A 13,178-nucleotide genomic window follows, 5' to 3' on the forward strand; every position below is an offset into this window, starting at 1 on the left:
CTCCCGAAAGCGCGAGGGACGGCGCATCCGGGCCGGAGGGCGAATCTGGGGAATGGGGGGCAGGCGACATGCGGCGAACGCTGCCCCGTTCCCGCGCCCCTGTCAAAGCCCCGTCGCACGGCCTGTAGGACAAGCCCTCCCCCGACAGGGCCCGAGGTCCATTCCGGGCAAGAAATTTAACCCCAACCGCGCTATGGCGAGTCGCCCAGAGCATTTTTTCCGCTTGATGGATTCACCTGATGATTCCGAATATGCGGGAAGCCATAATCTGGAGCGGTTGGTCCGATTACATCGGATCGGGAGGCCGCTTCACAAGACACCGCCTTGCGGTCGCACACGAACACCAGGTTGGAATAAAACAAGAGATGATCCGCATCCTCCTAGCCGAAGACGATCAGGCCATGCGCACCTACCTTGCACGCGCGCTGGAAAATGCCGGGTACGACGTCGTCGCGGTCGACCGAGGCACGCAAGCGCTGCCCCACCTCGAAAGCGACAGCTTCGACCTGCTCCTCTCCGACATCGTCATGCCCGAGATGGACGGCATCGAGCTGGCCCAGCGCTGCGCCAAGATCGCGCCCGCCACCAAGGTCATGTTCATTACCGGTTTTGCCGCCGTATCGCTGCGTGCGAGCCGCGAAGCGCCGCAGGCCAAGGTCCTCTCCAAGCCCTTCCACCTGCGCGATATCGTCTTGGAAGTGCAGCGAATGTTCGGTTTGAGCGAGCACGCGCAGATCTGATTACATTTTTCTGAAAAAAGCCCTTGCCAAGAATCGGAAGCCCCTTTAGAGGGCCTCTCCACCGAGGGGGACAACTTCTCGGAACGCTCGAATGGAATGGGCGTATAGCTCAGTGGTAGAGCACTATGTTGACATCGTAGGGGTCGCAAGTTCAATCCTTGCTACGCCCACCATTCCGCAAGACCCCGCCGGCTGAAAAGCCAGGCGGGGTTTTTGTTTGGGGCTTTGCGCGCCCTTCCCCGCTCACCACACTCCGGCATCGACGAGCATGGCCGCAAGGTCCTCGGGCCAGACCTGTTCGTCCAGCCGCTCCAGCTCAGCACGAGGACACCAGCGGTGCCCGGCTATGGCGTCCTGCTCCAGCGCGGTGCGATGGAGCGCCGACAGCGCCGCGCCGTCGTGGCGCACCAGGAAGTAGCGCTCCTCGCTTTGCACCGGCTCGCCTGTGGGCATGACGAAGTGCACCGTACGCCGCGCCACCTCGCGCCCGGGATCGGGCATCGCAAGGCCGGTCTCCTCGAACAGTTCGCGCATGGCCGCCTGCGCGAAGTCCTCGCCCGGCTCGAGCCCGCCCCCCGGCGTCGCCCAGAAATCGCCTCCGCGCAAAGCGCCCTCACGAAAGACGAAGCGCAGCAGCAAAACGCGCAACTGCGCGTCGAGTACAAGCAAGCGGGCGGCACGGCGGATTCGCATGGTGCGCGCAGCGATGCCTGAAGAGCCGCACCCGCGCAATCGCGCGCCGCGCCCGCCTTCCCGCCACTTCGCCGCCCCGCATCCCGGCGCTATCGATGCAGACCCGGTCGCCGTGGCCGTTCACCATGCCTTTGCGCAGATCAGATAATGCAAATCATTATCTCCAGCTTGCAAGGGGCTCCGGGACGCCCGGACAGACCCGCCTTGCTATACGGGCGCTCTCTGCCTAAGAGACGGCCCAATTCTCACCCACCTTCACCCCAGGGGAGCTTTTCTCGAATGGCAAAAATCAAGGTAGTTAACCCCATCGTCGAAATGGACGGCGATGAGATGACCAAGATCATCTGGGAGTGGATCCGCGAACGCCTGATCCTTCCCTACCTCGACATCGATCTGAAGTACTACGATCTCTCGGTCACCAAGCGTGACGAGACCGACGACCAGATCACCGTCGACGCCGCCAACGCCACCAAGGAATACGGTGTCGCCGTCAAGTGCGCCACGATCACCCCGGACGAAGCCCGCGTCGAGGAATTCAGCCTCAAGAAGATGTGGCGTTCGCCCAACGGCACGATCCGCAACATCCTGGGCGGCGTTGTCTTCCGCGAGCCGATCGTGATCAGCAACGTGCCCCGCCTGGTTCCGGGCTGGACCGACCCCATCGTGGTCGGCCGTCACGCCTTCGGTGACCAGTACCGCGCCACCGACACGCTGATCCCGGGCCCGGGCAAGCTGCGCCTCGTGTTCGAAGGCGAAGACGGCCAGGTCATCGACAAGGAAGTGTTCGACTTCCCGGCACCGGGCGTCGCCATGGCGATGTACAACCTCGACGAGTCGATCCGCGACTTCGCGCGCGCCTCGTTCAACTACGGCCTCAACCTCAAGTGGCCGGTGTTCCTGTCGACCAAGAACACGATCATGAAGGCCTACGACGGCCGCTTCAAGGATCTGTTCCAGGAAGTGTTCGACACCGAAGGCTTCGCCGAGAAGTTCAAGGAAGCCGGCATCACCTACGAGCACCGCCTGATCGACGACATGGTCGCCTCGGCGCTCAAGTGGTCGGGCAAGTTCGTCTGGGCCTGCAAGAACTACGACGGCGACGTGCAGTCGGACACGGTTGCGCAGGGCTTCGGCTCGCTGGGTCTCATGACCTCGGTTCTCATGGCGCCGGACGGCAAGACCGTTGAAGCCGAAGCTGCCCACGGCACCGTGACCCGTCACTACCGCCAGCACCAGCAGGGCAAGGCCACCTCGACCAACCCGATCGCGTCGATCTTCGCCTGGACCCGTGGTCTTTCCTACCGCGGCAAGTTCGACAACACCCCGGACGTCATCGCCTTCGCCGAGACCCTCGAGCGCGTCTGCATCGAGACCGTCGAGAGCGGCAAGATGACCAAGGACCTCGCGCTCCTGATCGGTCCGGATCAGAGCTGGATGACCACCGAGCAGTTCTTCGAGGCGATCGTCGAGAACCTCGAGAAGGAAATGAAGGCCCAGGGCCTCGGCTAAGCCGAAACCCGGCTTCCTTCATCGGAACCGACACGCGGGGCGGGCTGGACATCCAGCCCGCCCCGTTTGCGTTGGGACGAGGCACATAGGCGGCCAATACGTTCACTATGGATCATAGTGGCTGCCCGAAATCTTAAAATAGTGTTATACACTTGGCTCGTACCCTGCCCTTCGGGATCGCAACGTTCGAGACGCAGCAGGGCCATGGATCCATGTGAACGTGGACCACACGAGACCCCTGCTGCCCGTTGCAGTGGACCTGGCCAAGGCCGGGTTGGAGAGAGAAAGAGGGCACGCCAGGTATGGGCTACGTCTCAGCGGCCGAATTCGTGCGCAAGTTCGCGCGGTTTCGCGATGAATCACACGATTCGCCGGTTTTCATCACCCACCACGGGCGCGAGACGCACGTGCTTTGCCCGATTGACCTGTGGAACCGGATCGGCGGCGGCGAACCGGGCGAGAACCCGAAGCAGCGCAACGAATCGGCCAATTTCGCGCTGGCCGACTGGATCGACGATGGCATCATCGCCTGCGACGAGAACATGCGTGTGGTCTACGCCAACCGCAATGCCCACGCCCTGACCAAGTCGCAGCCCGGCACGCTGATCGGCCCCGCCCTGATCGAGGCCCTGCCCTGCATCAGCGGCAGCCTGCTCGAAGTCCAGGCCCGCCAGACGCTGGTGCACGGCCACCCGAACATGGCCGACATCCCCTCCCCCTTCGTCGAGACGCCTGGCTGCGCTTCCAGACCTTCCCGCTCGAGGACCGTCTGGCCATCCGCCTCCACGACATCACCCAGGAGGTGGAGCGCCACTTCAAGGCCAACGTCAAGGAAGCCATGATCGAGGCGCTCAACAAGCATGGCGGCGTGGCCTATGCCCGCGTCTCCGTGCGCGGCACCATCGACCGCGTCGATGCCCCTTTCTGCGAAATGCTCGACCTGCCAGAGGAGCGTCTCATCGGCGTCGCCCTCACCGACCTGGTCGATCTGCCCGACAAGGTCACCTTTCGCGAAACGCTCGAAGGCGTGCTGCGCGGCGGCGAGCCGGTCCGCCTGCACACTCACTTCCTCACCAACCGGGGTGAGACGATCCCGCTGTGCATGGCGCTGGTGAAGCTCGAAGGGGTCTACGGCAGCGAAGGTGCCATCGCCGTCCTGACCGACGAGAGCGACAGCGCCTGAAACAACCTGCCTGCAGCGGAGCAAGTGCAGAATGCCGCCGTGATGCGGCCAGCCGCCCGGAGCTTGTCCGATCCGGCTCAGTGTTCCAAGCTTGAGCAATGCCTGTCCCCGACTACCCAACCCACAGCCGCTTATCGACCCTAGCCAAATCCGCAGCAGTGGGAGCCTATGCGGGAACGGCTCTGTTCTTGCTGGCAATTGCCAGCGTTGAAACGCAGCCCTTGTTCACGTCCGCACACGAAGCGTGGATCATCCCGGTTCTCATCGCCGGGTATGGCACGTTCGCCATCCCTTTCACGGCACTCGGGCTCTGTCTCTTCGGCCTGCCTCTCCGCGCGCTTTTGGGCCCCTGGCGCGACGCACCCTGGATGGCTCTGCTCGCCGCACTGTGTGGAGCCGTGGCGGGGCTCATCTTCTTATGGCTTTTCACCGACCTGACTTGGGGGCCACTTACCCTTGCGACCTTCAAGAATGGCGCATTCGGCATCACTTGGGGAGTGCCCACAGGGCTCGCGTATTGGCATTTCGAGAGGAAGGCGTCTGCCCCTCCCGAATTGCTGCGCGGACAAAGGTAAACAGAAAATTGCAGTAACCATCTGTCCAATACGAAGGATGACGGTGCCAAACCTTTTCCTGAAATTAACCAGGCAACCAAAAGCCTCAAAACCGGGGGAATTTCCCCGGGACCTCACTGTGTAAAATACAAGGACGGTCCTTCCGAACCTGCAAACTCTCCTTTGCATTCCGCGCGCATCCTGAACGTGGAGATAAGGAGAGAGACGATGACCAAGGCTATCGGAGGAGCCATTTACCCACGTTACGCGCGGCCTCGCCGCATTCTGGCTCCCGTCGCGCGGCGCCTGGCGCGGATCCGGCGCCTGCCCGCCCACACGGGCGGCGCGGTCCTGGTGGAGGCCGCGCTCGCCCTTCCCGTCCTCATCATGCTGCTTCTGGGCGTTGTGACCTACGGCGGCTGGTTCATGGCCGCCCATTCGCTGCAGCAGGCCGCCAACGAGGCGGCCCGGGCTTCGGTCGCCGGGCTCGACGCGCTCGAGCGGCGCCAGCTGGTCGACACCAGTCTTGCCGACAGCGTCCTGCACGCCGGTACGCTCGATCCGGACCTGGTGACCGTGCGGACCGGCCTCGACGGCCAGTATTACCGCGTCACCCTCGTCTACGATGTCAGCCAGGCGGAAATGTTCAGCAACTCCCTGGTGCCCCTGCCCGGCGACACGATCGCGCGCGTGGCCACCGTCCAGCTTGCCGGGATCTGAGGAGTTGGGCCATGAAAGCACGTACAGCACGCCTTCGCCCCCTTGCCTGCGATAACGAGGGGGCTGTCACCGCCATGCTGGCAGGCTCTCTGCTCATGCTGATGGGAGTGGCAACGGTTGCCGTGGACCTGGGCGCGATCTACCTCGCGGAGCGCCGCCTCCAGGGCCTGGCCGATGCCGCCGCGATGGCCGCCGCGCAGGAAAACGCCATCGAAATGCGCCGCTCCGCCGTCCAGGGCCTCATCGACCAGAGCCGCGAGGCCGACATCGAGATCGCCGAACTCGAAAGCGGCACCTATCGCCAGGACAAGATCGTGCCCCTGGACGAACGCTTCCAGCTTGGCGGGGAGGACAGCGCCGCGCGCGTTCACCTTGTCCAGACGGTCCCGCTCTTCTTCGGACGTGCGCTCGGCTTCGAGACGGCCACGGTGCGCGCGCGCGCGACGGCCGCGCGGATCGACATGGCCGCTTATTCGCTGGGTTCGAGCCTTGCCACCGTGTCGGACGGCATTCCCAATGCGCTGCTCTCGGCGCTGATCGGGACCGAGCTCAACCTCTCGGTTCTCGATTCGCAGAACCTTGCCAGCGCCGATGTCGACCTCTTGGGGTACGCCGAGGCCCTCAAGCTGCAGGTCAATGCGAACGAGGGCACTTACGCCGAGCTGTTCGACACGCCTGTCCCGCTGGGCGATGCGCTGCGCGCGATCGGCTCGACCGCGGTCGACAGCGCCACGGTTGCCCTCATCGACCGGATCGCGGACGAGGCCCCCTTCGTTGAAGTGCGCCTTGCCGACCTCCTCGATCTGGGCCCCTACGGCGCGCTTGACTACGATCCGGGCACGGCGGGCGTGGAGGTCGACGCCTTCTCGCTGGTGCGCATGCTGCTGGAACTCTCGCACGGCGACACGCTCGACATCGAACTGGACCTGGCCGCCACCGGGCTCTCCAGCGTCCATGTGCGTCTCGTACGCGGCTATGGACTGGCGCATTCCCCCTGGCTGACGATCACCGGCGCGCGCGATTACGTCCTGCGCACGGCCCAGGCCCGGCTGCTCGTGTCCGCGCGCGTGGGTACGGGGAGCCCCTGGCTGCCATCCATCGAACTCCCCCTCTACACCGAACTCGCCCAGGCCGAGGCCACCCTCGACGATATCCAGTGCAGCGGCGATCCCGATAGCGACGGCGTGCGGCTCGGCGTGACGCCGGCTATCGGCACCATCGGCATCGGACGGCCCGACGCACAGGACATGGGGGACCTTTCGAGCCCGGTCACGCTTTCGCGCGCCACCCTCGTCAACGTGCCGCTGATTGCGCGCGTTACCGCGCTTTCGGAAGTGTCGCTGGGCGGTACGACCGGCCCGCAGGAGGTCCACTTCACCTTTGCCGACATCCGCGACAAGGTCACCAAGACCGTCTCAACGCAGGATCTGACCCAGTCGCTGGCGACCTCTCTGATCGCGCAGACCGACCTCGAAGCCCAGACGCTGGGCCTCTCGCTCAGCCTGTCCTCTGTCACCAACATCGTCGGCCATAGCCTGGCCACGATTGCCCCGACACTCGATGCGACCGTGTTCTCTCTCACGCAGGCGCTCGGTCTCCGCCTCGGGGCAGCCGATGTCCAGGTCAACAAGGTCCGCTGCGGAGTGCCTACCGTCATCGCCTGACGCATCCGGACCGATCCTCGGGAGAGCCTCCCCCCTTTCTCTCTCCCGACACCTACCGGGCCCGCCGCCAGACCCTCGGCAGCGGGCCCGGTTTCCTGCCTGGCTTGCGCCGCCCAGTCGTTCCCTGTATGTTCCGGTTCATGGAACACGCGAAAGGCAGAGGATCGGTCAGCAACCAGGTCAGCGCGCGCTTTGGCCTCGCCCGCCACGAAGCCGATGGCGACTGGCGCGATGCGCGCACCGACATCGACGGCCCGCTCCCCCCGCTGCGCACCACCGTGACCGAGCTTCGCCCGAAGAGCATCGTCTCCTTCAACCAATCGCCCGACATCCCCTTCGACCGTTCGATCAACGCGTACAACGGGTGCGAACATGGCTGCATCTACTGCTTCGCCCGGCCCAGCCATGCCTACCACGACCTTTCGCCCGGCCTCGATTTCGAAACCAGGCTCTTTGCCAAGCCCGATGCCGCCCGGTTGCTGCGCGAAACGCTGGCCCGCCGGAACTACCGCGTCGCCCCGATTGCGATGGGGACCAACACCGATCCCTACCAGCCGATCGAGCGGCGCTACCGGATCACCCGGGAGATCCTCGACCTGTGCCTGGAAGTCGGCCATCCGGTCAGCCTCGTCACCAAGTCCGACCGCATCCTTGCGGACAGCGACGTACTGGCCGAACTGGCGCGGCGCGACCTTGTCAGCGTCGGGATCTCGGTCACCAGCCTCGACGCGCGCCTTTCGCGCCTGCTCGAACCGCGCACGGCAGCTCCTGCCAAACGCTTTGCCGCGCTCGAAGCCCTGAATGCCCAAGGTATTCCCGCCCACGCCATGATCGCGCCGGTCATCCCCGCGATTACCGACCACGAACTGGAAAGCCTCGTCGAGGCGGCAGCAAAGGCGGGCTCGCGCGGAGCCATGTGGATCATGCTGCGCCTGCCACTTGAGGTCGCCCCGCTCTTTCGCGAATGGCTCGAGACCCATTTCCCCGAGCGCGCGGGCAAGGTCATGGCCATCATCCGCGAAATGCGCGGCGGGCGCGACAACGATCCGCGCTTTGGCGAGCGCTTCCGCCCCCAGAGCCCCTGGGCCGACCTCGTGCGCAGCCGCTTTCGCCTTGCCATGAAGCGCCATGGCCTTGGGCCTCCCGGCGTCCACCTCGATTGCAGCCAGTTCCGCGCGCCCTCGCCCGACGGGCAACTCAGCCTGCTGTAGAGGCCTGGGCACGATCGGGGAGCCACCGCCCATGAAACAATACACTTGCCTAATAACAAGTGCCGTGCGTTCATGGCGCCTTCGCATTGCCCACCGTGCTCCCGGAGGAAAACCCATGAACGCCGCTCTCCTCGCACTGGCTCTTGCCAGTCTTGCCCCGGCTGCGGGCGCGTCCTCCGCGCCGGACGGCCAGGCTAGGCTACCCTCGGTGAGCCGCGCGCAAGCCTGCACCCCGGACTGCCTCTCCACGACCGAGGCGGTCACCTACGCCTCCTATCTGGGCTCGAAAGCGGGCGTTGCCGGGATTTTCGAAATGCCCGTGCGCGCAGTGGGCGCGCAGAACGGTAACATCTACCTGAACTCCGAGCGCGACTACCGTGACCGCAACTGCCTGACGGTCTCCATTCCCATGCGCACTGCGCGGCGTATGTTCGGCAGCGATGATCCCGATAAGATTGCCAAGCAATTGAAGGGGCAGCGCATTTTCGTAAAAGGCATTGCCCGGCAGATCCGCATCAACTTCATCGCGAACGGCCAGCCGACCGAAAAATACTATTTCCAGATCCACGTCCTGGCCGACAAGCCCGAGCAATTGCGGCTCGCGGCCTGACGCGCGCCGCGCTCCCAGACTGCCCGCTGAACACGCGGTAATCTGCGGTTCATGGAACCGGAGGCGCGTATCCTTGGTTATTCCCGGCAACACGAAACAATAACGGGATGCGAAACCATGGCAGATGAATACGTGACCCAGGAGCGCCGCACCACCACCGAGGAACCCGCGGCCGCACAGCCTACCCACACCACCGTGATTCACGAGAGCAAGTCCTCCTCGGGCGGCAGTGGCCTTATCATTGCGCTGGTCCTGCTGGTCGCCGTCGCGGGCGGCTTCTACCTCTTCAGCCAGACGTCCTCGAGCGAGGTCGCGCGCGACAACGCCATTGCCGATGCCGCCCAGGATGTCGGCAACGCGGCCTCGCAGATCGGCGATGCGGCCGAAAGCGCAGCCGAAGGCGCCGCGAACAACTAAGCCGCCGCCCATCACATGCAAAAGGCCCGGCATTCCATATGGAGTGCCGGGCCTTTCTGCGTGCCTGGAAGGGAGCGCGGCAATCAGGCTGCGCGGCGCACGCTCTCGGGGCCCTGGCGGGCGATCAGCGATATGTTCGAGAGCCCCTCGACACTGGCGAGCTGCTCGGCAAATTCGCCATCGAGCGCGAAGTCACGCCCCAGCCGCACCCGCTGGTCACGTCCGTCGCCCAGCTTGAGCGTCGCCATCACCTCGCCCGTCCCCTTGCGCCCCGGACGCATGAGGAGGGCCAGTTCCTGCACCGCCTCGACCGTGCTGATGTCGAGACGCAGCAGCATACGCGCGCCCGCCGTCACTTCGGCCAGCGGGCGTCCGCTGCGCACAGTGACGCGCGGCGGCTCGTCCTCGCTCGGGCTGTCGAGCTCGACCTGAAGGAGCAGGCAGGCGTTTTCCTTGCCCCAGGCCACGAAGGCATCGACCATGTTCTCTTCAAAGCAGCAGGCCGAGAAGTTGCCCGAGGCGTCCGAGTAATCGACCATGACGAAGTCCTTGCCCCGCTTGGTCTTCCGCTTCTGCACGTTCTCGACCATCGCGGCCATGACGGCGCCGGTGCGCCCGCCCTCGCCGCCTCCGGCCATGAGGCTGGTGTAGGTGCGCGCGCCGTTCGCCGAGGCGACCGCACGGAACTGCTCGACCGGGTGGGCGGCGAAGTAGAAGCCGAAGACCTCGCGCTCCTTGGCCATCTGGTCCATGCGGCTCCAGGGCTTGGCATCGACCAGACGCAGGCCCTGCACGGCGTGGTCCTCGTCCCCGAAGAGACCGCCTTGCGTCGAATTGCGCTCGCGCGCGGACATGTCGGCTTCGGCGAGCAGCGTATCGGCGTTGGCGATGACCTTGGCGCGGTTGGGCTCCAGGCTGTCGAGGCCTCCTGCCGCGCCCAGACTTTCCAGCAGGCGGCGGTTCATCGAGCCTGCGGGCGCACGGCGGAAGAGGTCATCGAGGCTGGTGAACTTGCCGTTGGTCTCGCGCTCCTTGACCACCGCGTCCATGGCCTTCTCGCCCACGTTGCGGATGCCAGCCAGCGCATAGCGCACAGCGAGGCTGTCGTGGGTTTCCTCGACGATGAACTCGGCTTCAGACCTGTTGATGTCGGGCGGCGCCACCTCGATGCCGTTGCGGCGCATGTCGTCGACGAAGATCGCCAGCTTTTCGGACTGGTGCATGTCGAAGCACATGGCCGCCGCGTAGAATTCGTGCGGGTAGTGCGCCTTGAACCAGGCGGTGTGATAGGCGAGCAGCGCGTAGGCAGCCGCGTGCGACTTGTTGAAGCCGTAGCCTGCGAACTTGTCGATCAAGTCGAACAGTTCGTTGGCCTTGGGCGCGTCGATGTCGGAGACTTCCTTGCAACCCGCGACGAAGCGCTTGCGCTGCTTGTCCATCTCGGCCTGGACCTTCTTGCCCATGGCGCGGCGCAGAAGGTCTGCATCGCCCAGCGAGTATCCGGCCAGGATCTGCGCGGCCTGCATCACCTGTTCCTGGTAGACGAAGATCCCGTAGGTCTCCTCCAGGATACCCGCCAACTTCTCGTGCGGGTAGATGATCTTCTCCAGCCCGTTCTTGCGTCGACCGAAGAGCGGGATGTTGTCCATCGGGCCCGGACGGTAGAGCGAGACGAGCGCGATGATGTCGCCAAAGTTGGTCGGCTTCACGGCGGCCAGCGTACGGCGCATGCCTTCCGATTCCAGCTGGAACACGCCAACCGTATCGCCACGCTTCAGAAGCTCGTAGGTGCCCGGATCGTCCCAGCTCAGCGTCGAGAGGTCGATCGTGATGCCCCGCCGCTCCAGAAGATCGCAGGCGCGGCGCAGGACCGAGAGCGTCTTGAGGCCAAGGAAGTCGAACTTGATGAGGCCGGTGTCCTCGACGAACTTCATGTCGAACTGCGTCACCGGCATGTCCGAGCGCGGATCGCGGTAGAGCGGGACCAGCTTTTCCAGCGGCCGGTCGCCGATGACGACGCCCGCCGCGTGGGTCGAGGAGTTGCGCGGCATGCCTTCAAGCTGGACGGCAAGGTCGACGAGGCGCTTCACCTCGGGGTCATTGTTGTATTCGCGGAGGAACTCTTCCACCGGCGGCGAGGTGGAGCCGTCCTTCTCCTTCTTGCCGTTGAGCGCCTGGTCGAGCGTCCACGGGTCGGTCGGATGGTTGGGCACCATCTTGCACAGGCTGTCGACGCGGCCATAGCCCATCTGCAGGATGCGCCCGCAGTCGCGCAGTACCGCGCGCGCCTTCATCTTGCCGAAGGTGATGATCTGGGCGACGTGGTCGTGCCCGTACTTCTTCTGCACGTAGCGGATCGTCTCACCGCGCCGGGTTTCGCAAAAGTCGATGTCGAAGTCGGGCATCGAGACGCGTTCCGGGTTGAGGAAGCGTTCGAACAGCAGACCCAGCTTGAGCGGGTCGAGGTCGGTGATGGTAAGCGCCCAGGCGACCAGCGAACCAGCGCCCGAACCACGGCCCGGGCCCACCGGAATGCCGTTGTCCTTCGACCACTTGATGAAGTCGGCAACGATCAGGAAGTAGCCGGGAAAGCCCATGCCTACGATGATGTCGATCTCGAACTTCAGCCGCTTGGCGTAGTCGATGAAGTCCTCGGTGACGCCCTTCTCGCGCAAGGTCTCGTACGCGGCGGTCAGTTCCTCGCCCTCGAGGGCGAGCGCCTCGTCGAGCTCGGCTTCGCTCGCGTCGGGCCAATAGGGGGCAAGACGGCGCGCCAGGCCCCGACGCGAATCGCGCGCGAGCATGGCTTCCTCGCCCTTCTTGTCGCCGGCAAGGCTGGGCAGCAGCGCAGGACGGCGCGGCGGGACATAGGCGCAGCGCTGCGCGACGACGAGAGTATTGGCCATCGCCTCGGGCAGATCGGCGAACATCTCCTCCATGGCCTCGATCGGCTTGACCCAGCGCTCGGGCGAGGAGCGCGGACGTTCGGCGGCATCGACCTGGGTGGAGTTGGCGATGCACAGCATGGCATCGTGCGCGGCGTGAAAGGTGCTTTCCGAGTACTGCGCCGGGTTCGAGGCGACGAGCGGGATGTCGCGCGCGTAGGCGAGATCGATCAGCGCCTCCTCGCTCGCGTCCTCGACCTCCTCGCCGGTGCGGGTGATCTCGATGTAGAGGCGGCCTGGGAAGAAGCGTTCGAGCGCTTCGCAATAGCGGGTCGCCTCGGCGGTATCGCCCTTGGCGAGAAGCCGCGCGAGCGCGCCCTCATCGCCGCCCGAAAGGCAGATCAACCCGTCAGTGTAGCCTTCGAGCGAGTCGAGCTCGACGTGCGGGTCCAGTTCAAGCGGGCGTTCGAGGTGGGCGCGGCTGACATGGCGGCACAGGTTCTCCCAGCCGGTCTCGTTCTGCGCGAAGAGCGCGAGCCAGTCGATCGGGCGGTCCTGCCCCTGCGCCACGGCGCCCGGGCGGGCAACGGCGAGGAACGTGCCGACGATGGGCTGGATGCCCGCCCCCTTGGCCGCCTGGGCATAGGTGGGCGCGGCATAGAGGCCGTTGCGGTCACAGATCGCCATGGCCGGAAAACCCCGGGCTTTCGCCAGTTTCGCCATGGCCTTGGGGTCGATCGAGCCATCCAGCATCGTGTAGCTGGAGAAGATGCGCAAGGGTACGAAAGGAGAGAACGCCATGTCCGCGATCTAGGCCCCGGGCCGCGGACGGATCAAGACCTTGCGGCCATCGAATGGGGGATAGCCGCGCAGGCGGGCGCACGAGGCATGAACGCTGGTTAACGCCAAAGCACGACAATCCAGCGCTCATCCAGCGAACAAGGATACTCGCGCCACTGCGATGATTACAAAATCTTCACAATTATAGAAGC

12 protein-coding genes and 1 tRNA gene are annotated in these 13,178 nt (G+C 64.9%); 11 read left to right on the forward strand and 2 right to left on the reverse strand.

From position 1 onward, the window contains the following. Positions 1-365: 365 nt before the first annotated feature. Together cpdR and MBENS4_RS20825 are read left to right on the forward strand one after the other, a co-directional pair. A complete protein-coding gene (gene cpdR, locus MBENS4_RS20820; protein ID WP_039394380.1) occupies positions 366-740 on the forward strand; it encodes a cell cycle two-component system response regulator CpdR in 375 nt (124 codons plus the stop codon). A 98-nt stretch (positions 741-838) separates the two neighbouring features. Further along, positions 839-913: transfer RNA gene (locus MBENS4_RS20825), tRNA-Val, on the forward strand. 70 nt (positions 914-983) lie between these two features. Here the strand turns inward: MBENS4_RS20825 and MBENS4_RS20830 are convergent. After that, a complete protein-coding gene (locus MBENS4_RS20830) occupies positions 984-1,433 on the reverse strand; it encodes an NUDIX hydrolase (protein ID WP_039394383.1) in 450 nt (149 codons plus the stop codon). 279 nt (positions 1,434-1,712) lie between these two features. Between MBENS4_RS20830 and MBENS4_RS20835 the strand changes: the two genes are divergently transcribed. From MBENS4_RS20835 to MBENS4_RS20870, 9 genes are all read left to right on the forward strand, one after another. Beyond that, positions 1,713-2,942 carry an NADP-dependent isocitrate dehydrogenase gene (locus MBENS4_RS20835; RefSeq protein WP_039394385.1) on the forward strand — a complete coding sequence of 410 codons (1,230 nt, stop codon included), beginning with the start codon at positions 1,713-1,715 and terminating at the stop codon, positions 2,940-2,942. 302 nt (positions 2,943-3,244) lie between these two features. Further along, positions 3,245-3,784, forward strand: coding sequence for a PAS domain-containing protein (locus tag MBENS4_RS24945; RefSeq protein WP_084592268.1), 540 nt, complete (start codon positions 3,245-3,247; stop codon positions 3,782-3,784). After that, positions 3,745-4,125, forward strand: a complete 381-nt coding sequence (locus MBENS4_RS24950) for a PAS domain-containing protein (protein WP_084592269.1) — start codon at positions 3,745-3,747, stop codon at positions 4,123-4,125. Before MBENS4_RS24945 ends, MBENS4_RS24950 begins: the two co-directional genes overlap by 40 nt. 98 nt (positions 4,126-4,223) lie before the next feature. Beyond that, a complete protein-coding gene (locus tag MBENS4_RS20845; protein ID WP_039394387.1) occupies positions 4,224-4,700 on the forward strand; it encodes a hypothetical protein in 477 nt (158 codons plus the stop codon). 207 nt (positions 4,701-4,907) lie between these two features. Continuing rightward, complete coding sequence (locus MBENS4_RS20850) at positions 4,908-5,399, forward strand: TadE family protein (RefSeq protein ID WP_084592270.1); 492 nt, start codon at positions 4,908-4,910, stop codon at positions 5,397-5,399. 11 nt (positions 5,400-5,410) lie between these two features. Continuing rightward, positions 5,411-7,063 carry a pilus assembly protein TadG-related protein gene (locus MBENS4_RS20855; protein ID WP_039394390.1) on the forward strand — a complete coding sequence of 551 codons (1,653 nt, stop codon included), beginning with the start codon at positions 5,411-5,413 and terminating at the stop codon, positions 7,061-7,063. Positions 7,064-7,203: 140 nt separating this feature from the next. Next, on the forward strand, positions 7,204-8,274 hold the full coding sequence (locus tag MBENS4_RS20860; protein ID WP_039395696.1) for a PA0069 family radical SAM protein: 1,071 nt from the start codon (positions 7,204-7,206) through the stop codon (positions 8,272-8,274). Positions 8,275-8,389: 115 nt separating this feature from the next. Then, on the forward strand, positions 8,390-8,884 hold the full coding sequence (locus MBENS4_RS20865) for a hypothetical protein (RefSeq protein ID WP_144401019.1): 495 nt from the start codon (positions 8,390-8,392) through the stop codon (positions 8,882-8,884). Positions 8,885-9,001: 117 nt separating this feature from the next. Continuing rightward, positions 9,002-9,301: a hypothetical protein gene (locus MBENS4_RS20870; protein WP_039394392.1), complete on the forward strand. Its 300-nt coding sequence runs from the start codon at positions 9,002-9,004 to the stop codon at positions 9,299-9,301. 83 nt (positions 9,302-9,384) lie between these two features. Here MBENS4_RS20870 and dnaE read toward each other — a convergent pair whose 3' ends face one another. Next, positions 9,385-12,987: a DNA polymerase III subunit alpha gene (dnaE, locus tag MBENS4_RS20875; protein WP_039394393.1), complete on the reverse strand. Its 3,603-nt coding sequence runs from the start codon at positions 12,985-12,987 to the stop codon at positions 9,385-9,387. Between the last annotated feature and the right edge of the window lie 191 nt (positions 12,988-13,178).

Source organism: Novosphingobium sp. MBES04 (assembly GCF_000813185.1).
Classification (GTDB): domain Bacteria; phylum Pseudomonadota; class Alphaproteobacteria; order Sphingomonadales; family Sphingomonadaceae; genus Novosphingobium; species Novosphingobium decolorationis.